The sequence below is a fragment of the Blastococcus sp. TML/M2B genome (genome assembly GCF_016612865.1).
Classification (GTDB): domain Bacteria; phylum Actinomycetota; class Actinomycetes; order Mycobacteriales; family Geodermatophilaceae; genus Blastococcus.
The window spans coordinates 1035541-1053423 of sequence record NZ_JAENZZ010000001.1 but is presented as its reverse complement, the minus strand read 5'-3'; the positions used below and the strand labels follow the sequence as shown (position 1 = coordinate 1053423).

General features: G+C 75.6%; 17 protein-coding genes and 1 pseudogene. 11 read left to right on the top strand and 7 right to left on the bottom strand.

Features of this window, described 5'->3' with window-relative positions:
• Positions 1-67 precede the first annotated feature (67 nt).
• Positions 68-853 carry a transglutaminase family protein gene (locus tag JKP75_RS05135; protein WP_200492276.1) on the top strand — a complete coding sequence of 262 codons (786 nt, stop codon included), beginning with the start codon at positions 68-70 and terminating at the stop codon, positions 851-853.
• Positions 854-948: 95 nt separating this feature from the next.
• Here the strand turns inward: JKP75_RS05135 and JKP75_RS05130 are convergent, their stop codons facing one another.
• Positions 949-2376: an NAD(P)/FAD-dependent oxidoreductase gene (locus JKP75_RS05130; RefSeq protein ID WP_200492825.1), complete on the bottom strand. Its 1428-nt coding sequence runs from the start codon at positions 2374-2376 to the stop codon at positions 949-951.
• A gap of 35 nt (positions 2377-2411) precedes the next feature.
• On the opposite strand from JKP75_RS05130, the gene JKP75_RS05125 reads away from it, so the two are divergent.
• From JKP75_RS05125 to JKP75_RS05080, 10 genes are all read left to right on the top strand, one after another.
• A complete protein-coding gene (locus JKP75_RS05125) occupies positions 2412-2924 on the top strand; it encodes a flavin reductase family protein (protein WP_200492824.1) in 513 nt (170 codons plus the stop codon).
• A gap of 77 nt (positions 2925-3001) precedes the next feature.
• Positions 3002-3610 carry a sigma-70 family RNA polymerase sigma factor gene (locus JKP75_RS05120; RefSeq protein ID WP_309229523.1) on the top strand — a complete coding sequence of 203 codons (609 nt, stop codon included), beginning with the start codon at positions 3002-3004 and terminating at the stop codon, positions 3608-3610.
• The gene (locus JKP75_RS05115) at positions 3594-4685 is read left to right on the top strand and encodes a hypothetical protein (protein ID WP_200492278.1); all 1092 of its coding nucleotides are present in this window, start codon (positions 3594-3596) and stop codon (positions 4683-4685) included. The genes JKP75_RS05120 and JKP75_RS05115 overlap by 17 nt, the downstream gene beginning before the upstream one ends.
• A gap of 116 nt (positions 4686-4801) precedes the next feature.
• Positions 4802-5662, top strand: a complete 861-nt coding sequence (locus JKP75_RS05110) for an ABC transporter ATP-binding protein (RefSeq protein ID WP_309229522.1) — start codon at positions 4802-4804, stop codon at positions 5660-5662.
• Positions 5659-6510, top strand: coding sequence for an ABC transporter permease (locus tag JKP75_RS05105; RefSeq protein ID WP_200492637.1), 852 nt, complete (start codon positions 5659-5661; stop codon positions 6508-6510). Before JKP75_RS05110 ends, JKP75_RS05105 begins: the two co-directional genes overlap by 4 nt.
• A gap of 143 nt (positions 6511-6653) precedes the next feature.
• Positions 6654-9257: a bifunctional FO biosynthesis protein CofGH gene (locus tag JKP75_RS05100; protein ID WP_200492279.1), complete on the top strand. Its 2604-nt coding sequence runs from the start codon at positions 6654-6656 to the stop codon at positions 9255-9257.
• A gap of 123 nt (positions 9258-9380) precedes the next feature.
• Positions 9381-9797, top strand: coding sequence for a hypothetical protein (locus tag JKP75_RS05095; RefSeq protein WP_200492280.1), 417 nt, complete (start codon positions 9381-9383; stop codon positions 9795-9797).
• 108 nt (positions 9798-9905) lie between these two features.
• Complete coding sequence (locus JKP75_RS05090; protein ID WP_200492281.1) at positions 9906-10223, top strand: hypothetical protein; 318 nt, start codon at positions 9906-9908, stop codon at positions 10221-10223.
• Positions 10224-10232: 9 nt separating this feature from the next.
• Positions 10233-11246, top strand: coding sequence for an NADPH:quinone reductase (locus JKP75_RS05085; RefSeq protein WP_200492282.1), 1014 nt, complete (start codon positions 10233-10235; stop codon positions 11244-11246).
• A 26-nt stretch (positions 11247-11272) separates the two neighbouring features.
• Positions 11273-11629: a hypothetical protein gene (locus JKP75_RS05080; RefSeq protein ID WP_200492283.1), complete on the top strand. Its 357-nt coding sequence runs from the start codon at positions 11273-11275 to the stop codon at positions 11627-11629.
• Between the two features lie 29 nt (positions 11630-11658).
• Here the strand turns inward: JKP75_RS05080 and JKP75_RS05075 are convergent, their stop codons facing one another.
• The 6 genes and pseudogenes from JKP75_RS05075 to JKP75_RS05060 all read right to left on the bottom strand — a co-directional run bounded on the left by JKP75_RS05075 (position 11659) and on the right by JKP75_RS05060 (position 17882).
• The gene (locus JKP75_RS05075) at positions 11659-12699 is read right to left on the bottom strand and encodes a hypothetical protein (RefSeq protein ID WP_200492823.1); all 1041 of its coding nucleotides are present in this window, start codon (positions 12697-12699) and stop codon (positions 11659-11661) included.
• Positions 12700-13092: 393 nt separating this feature from the next.
• The gene (locus tag JKP75_RS05070; protein WP_200492822.1) at positions 13093-14484 is read right to left on the bottom strand and encodes a hypothetical protein; all 1392 of its coding nucleotides are present in this window, start codon (positions 14482-14484) and stop codon (positions 13093-13095) included.
• A gap of 230 nt (positions 14485-14714) precedes the next feature.
• Positions 14715-14876: an acyl-CoA dehydrogenase family protein gene (locus tag JKP75_RS22495; RefSeq protein ID WP_255523238.1), complete on the bottom strand. Its 162-nt coding sequence runs from the start codon at positions 14874-14876 to the stop codon at positions 14715-14717.
• 52 nt (positions 14877-14928) lie between these two features.
• Complete coding sequence (locus JKP75_RS05065) at positions 14929-15870, bottom strand: acyl-CoA dehydrogenase family protein (RefSeq protein WP_255523237.1); 942 nt, start codon at positions 15868-15870, stop codon at positions 14929-14931.
• A 118-nt stretch (positions 15871-15988) separates the two neighbouring features.
• Positions 15989-16087: pseudogene (locus JKP75_RS22490) on the bottom strand (biotin/lipoyl-containing protein); the annotation flags it as partial.
• 166 nt (positions 16088-16253) lie between these two features.
• Entirely contained in the window at positions 16254-17882 is a 1629-nt protein-coding gene (locus JKP75_RS05060) for a biotin carboxylase N-terminal domain-containing protein (protein WP_309229521.1), read from the bottom strand.
• Position 17883: the final 1 nt, after the last annotated feature.

The window sequence follows — 17883 nt, the reverse complement described above, 5'->3', positions numbered from 1 at the left end:
GGTGAGGATCCCGGGTCGATCGCGTTGCCGACCGGCAGCGCGGCTCGGCACCGGTCACCATGCCCGCATGCGCATCGACGTCGCCGCCTCGCTCTCCCTCTCCTCCCCCGCCCCGGCGACCGCGCTGCTGCAGGTCGCGGTGCCCACCCCCGTCACCGAGCAGCTCACCGTCGTCTCCGGTGGCACGTTCCTGGAGCCGGAGGAGGTCGAGGTCGACGGCGCGCGCGTGCACCGGCTCGACCTCCGGGACGGCGCCACGACGATCACCTACTCGGCGTCGGTCGAGGACGGCGGCGCACCGCGCCGGGTGACCCCGGCCGACTGGGCCATCGCGCTGCGCCCCAGCCGCTACTGCCCGTCGGACCAGCTGGAGGGGTTCGCGCACCGCGAGTTCGACGCGACCCTGCCGCGGGCCGAGCTGGTCTCCGCCGTCGCCGCCTGGGTGCACCGGCGGCTGACCTACACCGCCGGGTCCAGCCGGCCGGTGGACACCGCCGTCGACACGCTGCTGACCGGTCAGGGCGTGTGCCGCGACTACGCGCACCTGACGATCACGCTGCTGCGCGCGCTGGAGGTCCCGGCCCGGCTGGTCGCCGTCTACGCACCCGGCCTGCAGCCGATGGACTTCCACGCCGTCGTCGAGGCCGACGTCGACGGCACCTGGTGCGTGGTCGACGCGACCCGGCTCGCCCCGACCCGCTCGCTGGTCCGCATCTGCGCCGGCCGGGACGCCGCCGACACCGCCTTCCTCACCACGCTCGGCGGCGTCGCCCGGTTCGAGGGCATGACCGTCACCGCGACCACCGCCGGCGAGCTGCCCGCCCCCGACGACACCCCGTTCCCCCTGCCCTGAGGGGCAGAAATGGCCATTTCTGCCCCTCGAGCGGGTCGATGCGGCGACGTGTCGACAGGTCGACCAGTCGCCGTCTCGATCAGTCGCCGTCGCGATCAGTCGCCGTCGCGCCAGGTCTCCAGCAGGCGGAGCCAGATCTCGCTGATCGTCGGGTAGGACGGGACGGCGTGCCAGAGCCGGGCGATCGGCACCTCGCCGACGACGGCGACCGTCGCCGCGTGCAGCAGCTCGGCGACGCCGGGACCGATGAACGTCACCCCGAGCAGCACCTCGCGCTCGGTGTCGACGACGGCGATCGCCGTGCCGGTGTAGCCGTCGGCGAACACCGAGGCCCCGGCGATGCTGCCGATCGGGTACTCCAGCACCCGGTGCGGCAGCCCCTGCTCGGCGGCCTGCGCGGCGGTGCGGCCGACGGCCGCGACCTGCGGAGAGGTGAAGACCACCGAGGGCGTGGCCGCGTGATCGGCGGTCGCGGCGGTCGCCGACCACGGGGCGCCGTCCGCCTGCTCGCCGCGGGCGCGGGCGACGATCGCCGCCGCGGCCTGGCGGGCCTGGTACTTGCCCATGTGCGTGAGCAGCTGACGGCCGTTGGCGTCGCCGACGCCGTACAACCAGGGCCGCCCCTCGACCTGCAACGTGTCGTCGACCGGCAGGTACTCCCCCGGCTCCAGGCCCACGGTGTCCAGCCCGATGTCGCCGGTGCGCGCGGCCCGGCCGATCGCGACCAGCACCTCGTCGCCGCGGACCTCGCCGTCCGACGTCGTGAGCACCACCTCGTCACCGTCGCGGCGGGCGGCGGTGACGTCGACGCCGAAGCGCACGTCGACGCCCAGGTCGCGCAGGGAGGCGGCGACGGCGTCGCCCGCCTGCGGCTCCGAGCGGGGCAGCAGCCGGTCCCCGCGCTGCAGCAGCGTGACCTGCGCGCCCAGCGCCTGCCAGGCCGTGGCCATCTCGCACCCGACGTAGCCGCCGCCCAGGACCAGCAGCCGGCCCGGCGCCTCCTTCGCGCTCGTCGCGTCCCGCGGGCCCCAGGGCCGGACGTCGGACAGCCCCTCGACCGGCGGCAGCCTGCCCACCGATCCGGTGCACACGGCGACGGCGTGCCGGGCGGTCAGCCGCGTCTCGCGGCCCGCGGCATCGGTGACGACGACCGTGCGCTCCCCGGCCAGCCGCCCGGTGCCGCGCAGCAGGTCGATGCCGGCGCCCTCGACCCAGCTCACCTGGCTCGAGTCGTCCCAGTCGTGGGTGAACGAGTTCCGCCGGGCGAGGGTCGCGGCGACGTCCTGCTCGCCGGTCACCGCCTGCGCCGCGCCGTCGACCGCCCGCGCCTCGGCGAGCACCTCGGTGCCGCGCAGCAGCGTCTTGCTGGGCATGCAGGCCCAGTAGGAGCACTCGCCGCCGACCAGCTCGCTCTCCACCAGGACCGCGGAGAGGCCCCCGCGGACGACGACGTCGGCGACGTTCTCGCCCGTCGACCCGGCTCCGAGGACGACGACGTCGTACGTGCGCTCCTGGCTGCTCATGCCCCCGATCCTCTCCGTGTGGTCGACTGGCCGCCATGCCGATCGACGCCGCGGAGTACGCCACCGCCCTGGGCCAGTACGCCGCGGGGGTGTGCCTGCTGACCGTCCGCGACGGCATCGACGACGTCGGGACGACGGTCAGCTCGGTGACGAGCGTGTCGGCCCGCCCGCCGCTGGTCGCGGTCGGCCTGACCGCGGCGGGCTACCCGGCCGAGGTGCTCGAGGAGGTCGGCAGCTGCGCGCTGACCGTGCTCGCGGCGCCGCACGCGATCGTCGCCTCCCGCTTCGCCTCGGCGGGCCGGCCCAGCGCCCGGCACCTGCTGGAGGCGGTGCCGTGGACCCGGGCCCCGGGCAGCGACGCGATCGTCCTGGCCGGCGGGCTCACCGCGCTGGACTGCCGGCTGGACCGGCTGGTCGAGGCCGGCGACCACGTGCTCGCCCTGCTGGAGGTCGTCGAGGTGCTGCCCGGCGACCCGGCCGCTGTGCCGCTGCTGCGCCACCGCGGCCGCTACGTCGACCCCACGGGCGCGGCGGCCGGCAGGGGCTGATCCGGGGTCCGGCACGGCAGACTGGGCACCCGCTGTCACATTCCGGGTCCCGGCGGTGCTCCCTGGGCATGGACCTCGTGCGGCAGCCCCTGACGGCGCTCGCCGGGCCGGCCGCGCCCGTGGGCGCGATCGGGCGGATCGGAGGAGGTAGGGACGGCGTGCCGGTGCCCGGTTCCTCCGCGCGCGGTGGCCTGCGCGCCGACCTGGACGTCGTGTTCCGCCGGGAGTACCCGCGGGTGGTCGCCGTGGCCGCCCGCGTGCTCGGCTCGCGCGACTCGGCGGAGGACGTCGCCCAGGAGGTGTTCCTCGCCTTCAACCGCTCCGCGGTGCCGGCCGGCGAGGCGACCGGCTGGCTGTCCGTGGCCGCGGCGCACACCGCGCTGAACCTGATCCGCTCCGGCCGCCGGCGGGCCACCCACGAGGGCTCCGCCGCCGCGACCGCACCGACCGCCGTCCCCGACGTCGCCGACGACGTCGTGACCCTCGAGGAGCGCGGCCGCGTGCGCGCCGCGCTCGCCCGGCTGCCCCGCAAGCAGGCCGTCGCCCTGGTGCTGCGGCACAGCGGGCTGAGCTACGCCGAGGTGGCCGCGGCCCTGGACCTGTCCCCCGGCAGCGTCGGCACGACCGTGCGACGCGCCGAATCCGCCCTGCGCGAGGAGTTGACCCGTCATGCGTCATCCCACTGACGGCGCGCTGCGCCGGCTCGTCGACGAGCCGGCCGGCGTGGCCGAGACCGACCGGCGGCACGTCGCCGGCTGCACCCGGTGCCTCACCGAGCTGGCCGCCGTCCGCGAGGACGCCGCCCTGGTCGGGACCGCGCTCACCGCCCCGGCCGGGGTGGACGTGCCCGCCGCCTGGGCCCGGCTGTCGTCCGCGGCGGCCGCCCCCGCCCGCGTCCCGGCTCCGGCCAGCGGCTCCGCTCCCGCCCGACGGGGCCGGTTCGGCGAGCTGGTCCGCCGCCCCGCCGTCGCCGCCCTCGCCGTCGGCGTCGTCCTCGCCGGGGCCGGCACCGCGGCCGCCAACGACTGGTTGCCGATCTTCCGCACCCAGGAGGTCGCCGCGGTGGGCCTCACCGGCGCCGACCTCGTCGCGCTGCCCGACCTGGAGGCCTACGGCACCGTGGAGCTGACCGGCGAGGACGACCTGCACCCGGTCGCCGACGCCGCGGCCGCCGCGGCGGAGAGCGGGCTGGACGTGCCGGAGGTCGACGCGCTGCCCGCCGGCGTCACCGGCGAGCCGGTCCACCAGGTGGGCGGTCAGGTCACCGCCACCTTCACCTTCTCCGCGCAGCGCGCCGCGCAGGCCGCTGCCGCGGCCGGTGAGCCGCTGCCGACCCCGCCGCCGGGGCTCGACGGCAGCTCGGTGCGGCTCGTCGCCGGCCCCGGCGTCGCCCAGGTGTGGAGCACCTCGACCGGCGCCCCCGGGCTGGTCGTCGGCCGCGCCGTCGCGCCGACGGCGTTGTCCTCGGGCATCCCGTTCGAGACGGTCCGCGACTACCTGCTCGAGCTCCCCGGCCTGCCCGACGACGTCGCGGCGCAGCTGGAGGCGTTCACCGCCGACGGGTCGACGCTCCCGCTGCCGGTGCCGTCGGACTACGTCACCACCGCCACCGAGGACGTGGCCGGCGAGCGCGCGACCGTGCTCACCACCCGCGACCGCACGCTGGCCGCCGTCGTCTGGGTCGCCGACGGCGAGCTGACCGTGGTGGCCGGGCCGCTGGACGCCGACGAGGTCCTCGCCGTCGCGCGGGGGCTCCGCTGAGCGCCCCGGCCGGCGACGCGGCGCTCCGGGCCTCGGCGCAGCTGGTCGCCGACCTCCCGCCGCCGGCCGCCGCCTGGTGCACCGGCCTGCGCAAGCGCTACGGCCGGCGCACCGCCGTGGACGGGGTCGGCCTGGAGGTCGGCCGCGGCGAGGTCGTCGGGCTGCTCGGGCCCAACGGCGCGGGCAAGACCACCGTCATCAAGATGCTGCTCGGGCTGGTGCGGCCCGACGCCGGCGAGGTGGTGATGCTGCTCGGCCAGCCCGCCGGCGACCCGGCCGCCCGCGCCCGCGTCGGCTACCTGCCCGAGCTGTTCCGCTACCAGCCGTGGCTCAGCGCCGCCGAGGTGCTGGAGCTGCACGTCCGGCTCTCCGGCGCCGCGGTGAGCGCCGACGAGCGGCGCGACGTGCTGGCCCTCGTCGGGCTCGCCGAGCGCGCCCGGGACCGGGTCGGGGGGTTCTCCAAGGGCATGCAGCAGCGGCTGGGCCTCGCCGTCGCGCTGGTGGCCCGGCCGGAGCTCGTCGTCCTCGACGAGCCGACCAGCGCGCTGGACCCGCTCGGCCGGGTGGACGTGCGCGACATCGTGCTGTCGCTCAAGGCTCGCGGCGTCGCCGTGCTGCTCAACTCGCACCTGATCGGCGAGGTCGAGCGGGTCTGCGACCGGGTGGTCATCCTCGACCGCGGCCGGGTGGCGGCCTCGGGCACGCTGACCGAGCTGCTCGGTCAGCACGAGGTGCGGCTGCACCTCACCGGGCTGCCGGCCACGGGCGAGGCCCGGCTGGCGGCCGCCGGGCGGGTGGAGCGGGAGGGCGACTGGTTCACCGTCGCCTTCCCCGCCGACGACGACACGACCGTGCCCGACCTGGTCCGGGACCTGGTCGGGCTGGGCGTGCGGGTGCACGCCGTCGAGCCCGGGCGGATCAGCCTGGAGGAACGCCTGCTCGGCATCCTCCGCGACGGCGCCGAGGAGACCGCGTGAACCGCGTCGCGCTCACCATCGCCGGGCTGACGCTGCGCGAGGCCACCCGGCGGCGGGTGCTGATGGCGCTCGCCGTCCTCACCGTGGTGCTGCTGGCGCTCAGCGGCTGGGGCTTCTCGCGCTTCGCCGCGGAGTCCGGCGGCACGCTGACCAGCGGCGAGGCGCGGCTGACCGCCTCGATCCTGCTCAACCTCGTGATGTTCGGCTACAGCCTCATCGCCGCGCTGGGGACGGCGTTCCTCGCCGGGCCGACGCTGTCCGGCGAGACCGAGTCCGGCATCGCACTGGCCGTGCTCGCCCGGCCGATCCGGCGCTCGTCGTTCCTGCTCGGCAAGTGGCTGGGGCTCGTGGCGTTCGGCAGCGGCTACGTCACGCTGGCCGGGCTGGCGCAGGTCGTCGTCGTCGGGCTCACGGTGGACTACTGGCCGCCGGAACCGGTCGCCGCCCTGGCGCTGCTGGCCGGGCAGACCGTCGTGCTGCTGACGCTGGCGGTGCTGCTCTCCACCGTCATCTCGCCGATGGCGTCGGGCGTGGTGGCGGTCGGGCTGTTCTGCACCACCTGGGTCGCGGGCGTGGTCGGCGGCATCGGCGCCGCGCTGGACAACGACGCCGTCGCCCGGGTCGGCACGGTGTCGCGCGTGCTGCTGCCCACCGACGGGCTGTGGCGCGGGGCGATGCACGCCTTCCAGGACCCGTCGGCGCTGCTCCAGTTCGGCGGCGCCGACGGTCAGGCGTTCCCGTTCCTCAGCGTCGCCCCGCTGACCCCCGCCTACCTCGCCTGGACCGCGCTCTGGGTGGCGATGGTGTGGGGCCTGGCCGCGGTCTCCTTCGTCCGCCGCGACCTCTGACCGCCCCCTCGGCGCCCACATCGGCGATGTGGGGCTCGTGGGCGGCCCATGGCCCCGAGATCGCCGATGTGGGGGCGGTCGCGGTGCGGCCGGAGGGGCGGAGGTCCCCCTCGACCGCTTCGCGGGCTAGCGTCGGACGCGCTATGAGCGCCCTGCCTGCACCCACCGAGTCCGCCCTGCGCCGCGCGCTCACCCGCGCCGAGCGCGGGGTCCCCCTCGACGCCGTCGAGGCCGAGACGCTGTTGCACGCCCGCGGGCTGGGCGAAGGCGAGCCGCTGGACCGGCTGCTCACCGCGGCCGGGCGGGTGCGCGACGCCGGTCTGGCGTCCGCGGGGCGCCCCGGCGTGGTCACCTACAGCCGCAAGGTCTTCATCCCGCTCACCCACCTGTGCCGCGACCGCTGCCACTACTGCACGTTCGTCACGACGCCGGGTCAGCTGCGCGCCGAGGGCAAGGCGCCCTACCTCTCCCCCGACGAGGTGCTCGACATCGCCCGGGCCGGCGCGGCCATGGGCTGCAAGGAGGCGCTGTTCACCCTCGGGGACCGCCCCGAGGACCGCTGGCCGGTCGCCGCGGAGTGGCTGGAGGCGCACGGCTTCGACTCCACGCTGGGGTACCTGCGGGCCATGGCGATCCGGGTGCTCGAGGAGACCGGCCTGCTGCCGCACCTCAACCCCGGCGTGCTGTCGTGGGAGGAGATCCAGCGGCTCAAGCCGGTCTCGGCCTCGATGGGCATGATGCTGGAGACGACGGCGACGCGGCTCTGGTCGCAGCCCGGTGGCCCGCACTTCGGCTCGCCGGACAAGGAGCCCGCGCTGCGGCTGCGGGTGCTCGAGGACGCCGGGCGCTCGGCCGTCCCGTTCACCACCGGTGTGCTGCTGGGCATCGGCGAGGACTACGCCGAGCGGGTGGACGCCGTCCGCGAGATCCGCGCCAGCGCGCAGCGGCACGGGCACGTGCAGGAGGTCATCGTCCAGAACTTCCGGGCGAAGCCGCGCACCGCGATGCAGGCGCACGACGACCTGGAGCTGCAGGAGTACGTCGCCGCCGTCGCCGTCACCCGGCTGCTGCTCGGCCCCAAGGCGCGGGTGCAGGCGCCGCCGAACCTGTCCGACTCCACCGAGCTGGAGCTGCTGCTGCGCGCCGGCGTCGACGACTGGGGCGGGGTCTCCCCGCTGACGCCCGACCACGTGAACCCCGAGCGGCCCTGGCCGAACATCGACAAGCTGGCCGAGCTCACCGCGGACGCCGGCTTCACCCTGCGCGAGCGGCTCGCCGCCCAGCCGCCGTACGTGCGGCAGCCCGAGCCGTGGCTGGACCCCCGCGTGCGCCCGCACGTCGACGCGCTCGCCGGCCCCGACGGGCTGGCCGTCGAGGGCCGCAACCCGGTCGGCCTGCCGTGGCAGGAGCCGGACGAGGCGTGGACCTCCTCGGGCCGGGTCGACCTGCACGTCGAGGTCGACACCGTGGGCCGGACGGGCGACCGGCGCAGCGACTTCGACGCCGTCTACGGCGACTGGTCCGAGCTGCGCGACCGCACCGAGAGCGCCCGCGACGGGCACTCGACCGCGCTGACCGTGGGCGACCCCGCGGTGCACGCCGCCCTCGCGCATGCCGAGTCCGACCCCGCGGGGCTCTCCGACGCCGAGTACCTGGCGCTGCTCGGTGCCGACGGCGCGGATCTCGAGGCGCTGACCCGGCTGGCCGACGCCGTCCGCAAGGACGTCAACGGCGACGACGTCACCTACGTCGTGAACCGGAACATCAACTTCACCAACGTCTGCTACACCGGGTGCCGGTTCTGCGCGTTCGCCCAGCGGCGCACCGACGCCGACGCGTACACGCTGTCGATGGAGCAGGTCGGTGACCGCGTCGACGAGGCGTGGGCCGCCGGCGCCACCGAGATCTGCATGCAGGGCGGCATCCACCCCGACCTGCCCGGCACCGCCTACTTCGACCTGGCCCGCGAGGTGAAGAAGCGGCAGCCCGGCATCCACCTGCACGCCTTCTCCCCGATGGAGATCGTCAACGGCGCCGCCCGGACCGGGCTCTCCTACCGCGAGTTCCTCACCGAGCTCAAGGCGGCCGGGCTGGACTCGATCCCGGGCACGGCCGCGGAGATCCTCGACGACGACGTCCGCTGGGTGCTGACCAAGGGCAAGCTGCCGACGGCGGCCTGGCTGGAGATCATCGGCACCGCGCACGAGGTGGGCCTGCCGACGACGTCGACGATGATGTACGGCCACGTCGACACCCCCGCGCACTGGGTCGGGCACCTGCGGACACTGGCCGCGCTGCAGGACCGCACCGGCGGGTTCAGCGAGTTCGTGCTGCTGCCGTTCGTGCACCACAACTCGCCGATCTACCTCGCCGGCGTCGCCCGCCCGGGCCCGACCGTGCGGGAGAACCGGGCGATCCACGCGGTCGCGCGGCTGCTTCTGCACGGGCGGATCCCGAACATCCAGACCTCGTGGGTGAAGCTCGCCGACGCCGGCACCAAGGCGGTGCTCCAGGGCGGCGCCAACGACCTCGGCGGCACGCTCATGGAGGAGACGATCAGCCGGATGGCCGGCAGCGAGAACGGCTCGCTCAAGACCATCGCCGAGCTCGAGGCCATGGCCGCCGCGATCGGCCGGCCCGCCCGCCAGCGGACGACGGAGTACGGCACGCCGTCGGCCGAGCGGATCGCGACCGCGCGGTCCGAGGAGGGCCGCGCCCGGCTCACCCTGTCGATCACCCCGCGCTGACCCTCCAGCGAGCACGTGCACCCACGCCCGGTTCTGCGGGCCGGAACCGGGCGTCGGCGCACACGCTCCCGGGTCCGCGGGCGGCCTGACCGGCTGAGCCTGGAGCGTCGCTAGCCTCGGCCCGTGGGTCTCTTCGGAACGTTCACCTGGTCCGACGGCCGGTGGAGCCGGGGCGCCCCGACGGCGGTGCCCTTCCTGCTGGTCGACGTGCACGACAGCCGGATCGCCACCGTCGACCACCGCTGCGCCGACGCGTCCGGCGGCCGGTTCTTCCTCGGCTACGAGCCGCGGATCTACTTCGAGGAGCCCGACGCCTCGGACCCGGTCGACGTCGAGGCCGAGGCCGAGGGCTTCGCCGCGTGGGCGAAGGAGGCCACCGGCACCGAGCTGGATCCGGCCGAGGTCCGGCCGCTGCTCGCCTCCCCCAGCGGCGCGCCGCCCACGGACGAGGCGGTCGAGCTGACCGTCGACCGGCTCGCCGCCCTGGCCGGGCTGCCGCCGGTCGAGTGGCCCACGGAGGCCGACGGCTACGCGAGCTGATCCGCCCGACACGCTCGGGTGGAACCGGGGCGTTCCGGCATCCCGCCTGATCAGGCAGGATGCCCGGCACCGCGCGGCGAGGACGCCGCGCCCGCGAGAGGAGCGCCCGTGGCCGGTTCGGACCGGGTCCCTCCGCGCACGGTCTACCTGTACGTCGTGTGCCTCGCCATGCTCGTGATCGGCGTCCTCGCGGCGGTGGCCCTGGTGCGCAGCGGCCTGGCGCTCGCCTACCCGGACCCTGCGCCCACGTTCAGCTGGACCGCCTACACCCCGCTGGACACGCTGAGCGGCGAGCAGCAGGTGGCGCTGGGATCGGACCTGGAGCGGCGGTCCGCGATCCGGGACGCCGGAACGGCGGGCGCGGCGCTGCTCCTGGCCGGCGGCGTCTTCGCCTTCCACTGGCGGCGGGTGCGGTCGGACGGGTAGGACCGACCCGTGCGCCTCATCTCCTACACCCGGCCCGGCGATCCCGACGTCCTCGAGCTGCTCGAGGCCCCGACTCCGGAACCCGGCCCGGGTGAGGTGCGGGTCCGAATGGCGTTCTCCGGCGTGAACCCGACCGACTGGAAGTCGCGCACCGCGGCGCAGCCCGGACCCGACGGCCAGGTGCCGAACCAGGACGGGTCGGGCACCGTCGACGCCGTCGGCGAGGGCGTGGACCCGGTGCTCGTCGGCGAGCGGGTGTGGATCTGGCTGGCCGCCTGGCAGCGCCGCTGGGGCACCGCCGCGGAGCACATCGTCGTCCCGGCGCGGAACGTCGTCCTCCTCGGCGCGGACCCGTCGTTCGAGCTCGGCGCGGCGCTGGGCATCCCCTTCCTCACCGCGCACCGCTGCCTGACCGTCGCCGAGTCGCTGCCCGACCGGCTCGGCGCCGGCGCCCTGACCGGGCACACCGTGCTGGTGCAGGGCGGTGCCGGCGCGGTCGGCAACGCCGCCATCCAGCTGGCCCGCTGGGCCGGCGCCACCGTGATCACCACCGTCAGCGGCCCGCGCAAGGCCCAGCTTGCCGCGGCTGCCGGCGCCGACCACGTCGTCAACTACCGCGAGCAGGACGTCGTCGCCGAGGTGCGGAAGATCGCGCCGAAGGGCGTGGACGCGATCGTCGAGGTGTCCCCTGCCCGCAACGCCGCCGTCGACGCGCAGGTCATCGGCATGCACGGCGCCGTCGCCATGTACGCGGACGACGGCGGTGCAGAGGTGACCGTGCCGGTGCGGACGCAGATGGGGCCCAACGCCCGCTGGCAGTTCGTGCTGCTCTACACCCAGCCCGAGCGGGCGTCGTCGCTCGGCGTCGAGGACGTCGCCGCGGCGGTCGCCGACGGCGCGGTGCGGGTCGGCGAGCAGGCCGGGCTGCCGCTGCACGTCTTCCCGCTCGCCGAGACGGCCGCGGCGCACCGGGCCGTGCAGGACGGCGTCGTCGGCAAGGTGCTCGTCGACGTCACCGCCTGAGCCCCGGCGGCCTAGGGTCGGCACGCATGACGACGGATGCACCTACCGATCTGCACGCCCTCGCCACCGAGCTGCTGGAGAAGGCGACCTCCGAGCACGCCGGCCGGGCCGGCCGCACCCTGGCGCACCCGGTCGACGGGCTGCGCCAGACGGTCATCGCGCTGCGGGCCGACGCCGAGCTGGCCGAGCACGAGAGCCCCGGACCGGCCACGGTCATGGTGATCCGCGGCCGCGTGCGACTGGTCGCCGGCGACCGGACGGTGGACCTCGGCGCCCACCAGATCGCGCCGGTGCCCGACCGGCGGCACAGCCTGCACGCCGACGAGGACAGCGTCATCCTGCTCAGCGTCGCCGTCCCCGACCGGGCGCCGCAGGCCGACTGACCCCAACCGCGCCCCCGGTCGGGTGGGGGTCAGGCGCGGCGGCGCTGGCGGCTGCGCAGGACGCCGTAACCGACGAGCACCAGCGCCACGAAGAGCAGGCCGGTACCGGTCACGAGGCCGGCGGACAGCCGCTGCTCGCTGCTCTCGGTGCCCAGCGCCGGCGCGTTCTCGGGGGCGAACACCTGGCCCAGCCCGGAGGCAGCCGGCGACGGGACGGCGACCGGGGACGGTGCCGGCACGGGTGCGGCGCCCGGCTGCGCCTCAGCGACTTCGAGGACCTCGGCGACCTCGGCGACGCGGGCCGCGGCCACCGGGGCGCCCGCCGCTGGGGACGTCGACGGCTGCGCCGGGGGCTGGGGGGCTGCGGCGGAGGGCGCCGCCTCAGGTGCAGGTACCCCGGGCTGCGCAGCGGCGGGAAGGGTGATCTCCAGCCGCCACGGCAGCGACGTGTCGCCCCGCCCGGGGTCCATCGTCACCAGCAGTGGCGCCGGCCGGCCTGCGACGGTGAACCACCACTCCCCCGGGCGGAACCAGCCGGCCCAGGCGGTCCGGCCGTCCTCGTCGGTGACTGCCGGGGTGTCCGGGAAGCCGGGCCCGCTGAGCGTGACCTGGGTGCCGGCGACCGGCCCGTCCGCGGAGAGCACCTGGATCTCGGTGCGGGTGCGGTAGGTCGACCGGTTGACGACGGTCCGGCTGGTGGCGCAGCCCGCGGCGCACACCTCGATCGGCGCGATCGCCTCGGCCGGCAGCAGCCCGACGGGGGCGGTGACCTGCCGGACGGCGTAGGTCCCCTCCGGGAGGACGGCCTCGACACCCCCGGTCGACGCGCCCCCGTCCCACGGCACCCCGGCCGGCCCGGCGCCCGCCGGGGTCGCCGCCAGGAGCTGGGGGTCCGTGCCGCCGTCGTCGTCCGGCTCCGCGGGGAGGACCCGCACCGTGCAGGTGCCGGCGGCGTCGGTGAGGCAGAGCGCCGTCGTCGGCTCGTCGCCGGGTCCGGTCAGCTCGAACCGGACGCCGGACAGGTCCAGGTCTGCGGGCGCCCGCCCCTCGATCTGCAGCGCCAGCGTCACGGACGACGACGGGGCTCCGGCCGCGGCCGACGCGCTCCCGAGTGCCCACGCGAGCACGGCGACCGGCAGCAGGGCGCCGAGAGCGGCACCCCGCCGCCGGAGGCGGGGCTGCGGGGATCTGGCCTGGTGCGTCACGTCGGGTCTCCGGCGGTCTCGTGACGACCGTCGTCACGTGCCGGAACGGACTGTGTCGGAGTCAGAACGCCCTGGTCGGCGACTGGTCCCGGGGCACTACGGGACGATCCTGGGCCGAATTCCCACCCGCCCCCGCACCGCTCAGCCGCCCCAGCAGGCGGCCGGCGCCGGACCGGCTCACACCCGGGGGGGGCGGAAAGCCGTCGACCCACCGCCTCCGGGCGGAGGCGGTGGGTCGACGGGCGGTGCCGGTCGGGGTCAGTTCGGGGTGGCCACCGACAGGGCGTCGTACCTGTTGTTCTGGTTGAGCGAGATCCGCGAGCCCTGGACGTTGGTCACGACGTTCACCGAGACGACGGCCGACGGCACCGACGCCGACTGGGTCGGGACGAGGAAGTACTTCGCCTCACCCGGTGCCAGGGAGAACGACACCGAGGCCGCGAAGTGCGCGGTCGCGTTGAACTTCACCTGCAGGGTCGTGTTGCCGGTGTTCCGCGCGTACTGGGCGAGGTGGACCTGCCCGTTGACCAGCTGGGTCTTCACGTTCGTGAGGACGGCCGGCCGCTCGCAGGTGAACGCGTCGTAGGCGAGCTTCCGGGTCTCGGACACCGCCGGGTAGGTGACGCCGCCGAGCGTCTGGCCCGCGCGGTAGGTGCGCACCGAGACGGACCCGGCGCCGACGTAGGCCTTCCCCGAGGTCGACGTGACGGTCACCTGGTCACGCCCCAGGGCGTCCGGCGCCGTCAGCAGTGCCAGCGAGCCCGAGGTGGCGAAGTCGGCGTTCGCGAGGAAGTTCACCGACACGCCCTTGGTGTCCTGGTTCTGCGCCTTCTGCACGAGGACGGCCGTGCCGTCGACGCAGCCCGGCGCGATGCCGATGGCGACCACTGGGACGGCGGCCGGCGCGGGCACGACCTCGGCCACGGGAGCGGTGGGCTCCTCGTCGGGCTCCGGCTCCGCCGGCGTCTCCACGGGGGGCGGCGACGTCTCGCCGGGCAGGGTCAGCTCGGGCTCGACGGCCGGGGGCTCGGTCGGGTCGGGGGTTCCGGACGGGTCGGGGGTCGCAGGCGTCTCGGCCGGATCCCCGTCGACGACGATCGGGGACTCTCCCGGCAGGGTGACCACCGGCGGCGTCACCGCGGGGGTCTCGCCGTTGCCGTTCCCGTTGCTGGTGCCGTTCCCGTTCCCGTTGCCGTTCCCGTTGTTGGTGCCGGGGCCGTTCCCGTTCCCGTTGTTGCTGCCGTTCCCGTTCCCGTTGCCGTTCCCGTTGTTGGTGCCGGGGCCGTTCCCGTTCCCGTTGTTGCTGCCGTTCCCGTTCCCGTTGCCGTTCCCGTTGTTGGTGCCGGGGCCGTTCCCGTTCCCGTTCCCGTTCCCGCTGTTGGCGCCGGGACCGTTGCCGTTGTTGGCGCCGTTGCCGTTGCCCTGGGTGGAGACCGACCGGCTCGAGGTGACGGCGTCGGCCCCGGCTGCTCCGCCGCCCGCCGGGCTCTCCTGCGCCGTGGGCGCCAGCCCACCCCGCGCGGCGAGCGCGGAGCCGCCGGCCGTGGCACCGAGGACCGCGAGCACCGCGACGAACGCGAGCCAGAACCACCGGCGTCGGACGAGGGAGGCGGCAGGCCCGGTCAGGAGCGAGCGGGGCGGGTGCGTCATGTGCGATGTTCTCCCAGGTCAGCGGATCGTCGCGCGACGCTAGCGCTGCGCGGGACGGGTCCGAGGCGTGCCGTGCCGCGTCCCGGCCCGCCACTCCGACCCGCCCGCTCCTCCGACCCCATCCACCCCACGCACACCGCAGCGGGCCGTCCGCTCGCCGCTGACCAGCGGTTTCGGAATGGGAACGGGCGGATCTCCGACCCGCACCGCGGAACGAGCAGGGACCCGGGTCAGCCCAGCCCGAGGTCGCGGGCGATGAGCATCCGCTGCACCTCGGAGGTGCCCTCGCCGATCTCCAGGATCTTGGCGTCCCGGTAGAAGCGGCCGACCGGGAACTCGTTCATGAACCCGTACCCGCCGTGCACCTGCGTGGCGTAGCGGGCGTTGTCCATCGCGACCTCGGAGCTGTAGAGCTTGGCGATCGACGCCTCGCGCTTGAACGGCTCAGCCGCGCAGCATCTTCTCCGCGGCCCGGTAGTAGGCCAGCCGCGCCGTCGAGGCGCGCACCTCCATGTCGGCGATCATGAACTGGATCGCCTGGTTCCTCCCGATCGGCTGCCCGAACGCCTCGCGCTCCCCCGCGTACTTCACCGACTCGTCGACACACCCCTGCGCCAGCCCGACCGAGAGCGCCGAGATCGCGATCCGCCCCTCGTCCAGGATCGAGAGGAACTGCGCGTACCCGCGGCCGCGCTCGCCCACCAGGTTCTCGGCGGGCACGCGGACGTCGTCGAACGAGAGCTCCCGGGTGTCCGAGGCGTTCCAGCCGACCTTGGAGTACCGCTGGCCGACGGCGAACCCCGGCGTCCCCGACGGGACGATGATCGCCGAGATCTCCTTGCCGCCGTCCGGGCGCGTGCCGGTGACGGCGGTGACCGTGACCAGGCCGGTGAGCTCGGTGCCGGCGTTGGTGATGAACGCCTTCGAGCCGTTGACGACCCAGTGGCCGTCCTCGAGCCGGGCGGTCGTCCGGGTCGACCCGGCGTCCGAGCCGCCGCCGGCCTCGGTGAGCCCGAACGCGCCCAGCACCTCCCCGGCGCACAGCCGCGGCAGCCACTCGCGCTTCTGGGCCTCGGTGCCGAACCGGAAGATCGGCATCGCGCCCAGCGAGACGCCGGCCTCCACCGTGATCGCCATCGACGAGTCGACGCGCGCCAGCTCCTCGAGCGCGACGCACAGGTCGAAGTAGGTGCCGCCCGAGCCGCCGTACTCCTCCGGGAAGGGCAGCCCGAACAGCCCGAGCTCACCCATCTGCCGCACGATGTGCGCGGGGAACTCGTCGCGCTCGTAGAACTCGCCGATCTGCGGGGCGATGACCTCGCGGGCGAACTCGCGCACCGTCGTCCGCAGGGCCTCGGTCTCGTCGCTGAGCCGGTAGTCCAGCATCTAGTCCTCCTGCTTGGTGGCTGCCGGGGTCACCAGCGCCACCCGCTCGTCCAGCGCGACCCGTCCGGCCCGCCGTCACCCCGAGCTCGGTCACCGTGCCCGCGATCGGGGCGGTGAGCACGTGCTCCATCTTCATGGCCTCCACGACGAGCAACGGGGTCCCCGCCTGCACCTCGTCGCCGACGGCTGCCTGGACGACCGTCACGGTGCCGGGCATCGGCGAGGTCACCACGCCGTCACCCCCGCCGCCCTCGGCGTGCGCCCCCAGCCGCTCGTGTTCGCGCAGCGCGGTCAACCGCCCGCCGGCGGCCAGCCACACCGTGCCCGCGCTGTGCACGACGACCCAGGACGACGTCCGCCCGGCCAGCGTGACCCGCAGCCGGTCACCGTCGCGGGCCGCGCTCGCGGGCACCGCGTCGCCGTCGCCGACCGCGACCTGCGCCTCCCCCGAGCGTCCCCGCAGCCGCACCGTCACCGGCTCGCCGCCGGCGGCCTGCAGCCGGCGCACCGTCCAGGCCGGTTCGCCGAGCCGCCAGCCGTCGGGCACGTCCCACCGGTCGACCGACGGCGCCGGTCGGCTCGGCCTCGACCAGCAGCGCCAGCGCGGCCGCGGCGTACACCTCGTCCGGCGTCGGCCCGGCGTCGGTCAGCGCCTCGCCGCGCCGCTCGATGAGGCCGGTGTCCAGCTGCCCGGCGACGACGTCCGGGTCCGCGAGCAGCTGCTGCAGGAACCCGGCGTTGGTCGTCACGCCGAGGACGGCGGTGTGCCCGAGGGCAGCGACCAGCCGGGCGCGGGCGGTCTCGCGGGTCGGCGCCCAGGCGACCACCTTGGCCAGCATCGGGTCGTAGTCGGTGCCGACGACGGTGCCCACCGCCAGCGAGCTGTCCACCCGGATGCCGGGGCCGGCGGCCTCCACCAGCCCGAGCACGGTGCCGGCCTGCGGCAGGAAGCCGCGCGCCGGGTCCTCGGCGTAGAGCCGGGCCTCGATGGCGTGCCCGTCGAGGACGACGTCGTCCTGCGCGATCGGCAGCCGCTCCCCCGCCGCGACCCGCAGCTGCAGCTCGACCAGGTCCAGCCCGGTGACCGCCTCGGTGACCGGGTGCTCGACCTGCAGCCGGGTGTTCATCTCGAGGAAGAAGAAGTCCATGCCTTCTCCCCGCCCAGCCCTGTCGGCGTCGACGATGAACTCGACCGTGCCGGCGCCGGTGTAGCCGACCGCGCGGGCCGCCTCGACCGCCGCCCGGCCCATCGCGTCGCGCATCCCGGCGTCCAGCAGCGGCGAGGGCGCCTCCTCGATGACCTTCTGGTGCCGGCGCTGCAGCGAGCACTCCCGCTCCCCGAGGTGGACGACGGCGCCGTGGGTGTCGCCGAGCACCTGCACCTCGATGTGCCGCGAGTTGCCCACGTACCGCTCGACCAGGAGCGTGTCGTCGCCGAACGAGCCGCGCGCCTCCCGCCGGGCGGCCGCGATGGCGTCGGGGAGCTCGTCGGCCGAGCGCACCACCCGCATGCCCTTGCCGCCGCCCCCGGCACTCGGCTTGAGCAGCGCCGGGAAGCCGACGGCCACCGCGGCCTCGGCCACCTGCGCGTCGGTCATCCCCGGCTCGGTGCGGCCCGGCACGACCGGCACGCCGGCGGCGGAGACCGTCTGCTTGGCGCGGATCTTGTCGGCCATCGCCTCGATGGCGTCGACCGGCGGCCCGACGAAGACCAGGCCGGCCGCGGCGGACGCCCGGGCGAAGTCCACGTTCTCGGACAGGAACCCGTAGCCGGGGTGGACCGCCTGCGCGCCGGTGCGGGCCGCCGCGTCGAGCACCCGCTCGATGGAGAGGTAGCTCTGCGCCGCGGGCGCGGGCCCGATCGGCACGGCGACGTCGGCCAGCCGGGTGTGCAGCGCGCCGGCGTCGGCATCGCTGTGGACGGCGACCGAGCGGATGCCCATCGCGCGCAGCGTCCGGATCACCCGGACGGCGATCTCGCCCCGGTTGGCCACGAGCACGGTCCCGAACACG

Coding starts and splice junctions, on each gene's coding strand:
- JKP75_RS05070 (WP_200492822.1), bottom strand. CDS start 14,484: ATGACGCACCCGCCCCGCTCGCTCCTGACCGGGCCTGCCGCCTCCCTC.
- JKP75_RS22495 (WP_255523238.1), bottom strand. CDS start 14,876: ATGGACAACGCCCGCTACGCCACGCAGGTGCACGGCGGGTACGGGTTC.
- JKP75_RS05080 (WP_200492283.1), top strand. CDS start 11,273: ATGACGACGGATGCACCTACCGATCTGCACGCCCTCGCCACCGAGCTG.
- JKP75_RS05130 (WP_200492825.1), bottom strand. CDS start 2,376: ATGAGCAGCCAGGAGCGCACGTACGACGTCGTCGTCCTCGGAGCCGGG.
- JKP75_RS05125 (WP_200492824.1), top strand. CDS start 2,412: ATGCCGATCGACGCCGCGGAGTACGCCACCGCCCTGGGCCAGTACGCC.
- JKP75_RS05065 (WP_255523237.1), bottom strand. CDS start 15,870: ATGCTGGACTACCGGCTCAGCGACGAGACCGAGGCCCTGCGGACGACG.
- JKP75_RS05135 (WP_200492276.1), top strand. CDS start 68: ATGCGCATCGACGTCGCCGCCTCGCTCTCCCTCTCCTCCCCCGCCCCG.
- JKP75_RS05100 (WP_200492279.1), top strand. CDS start 6,654: ATGAGCGCCCTGCCTGCACCCACCGAGTCCGCCCTGCGCCGCGCGCTC.
- JKP75_RS05115 (WP_200492278.1), top strand. CDS start 3,594: ATGCGTCATCCCACTGACGGCGCGCTGCGCCGGCTCGTCGACGAGCCG.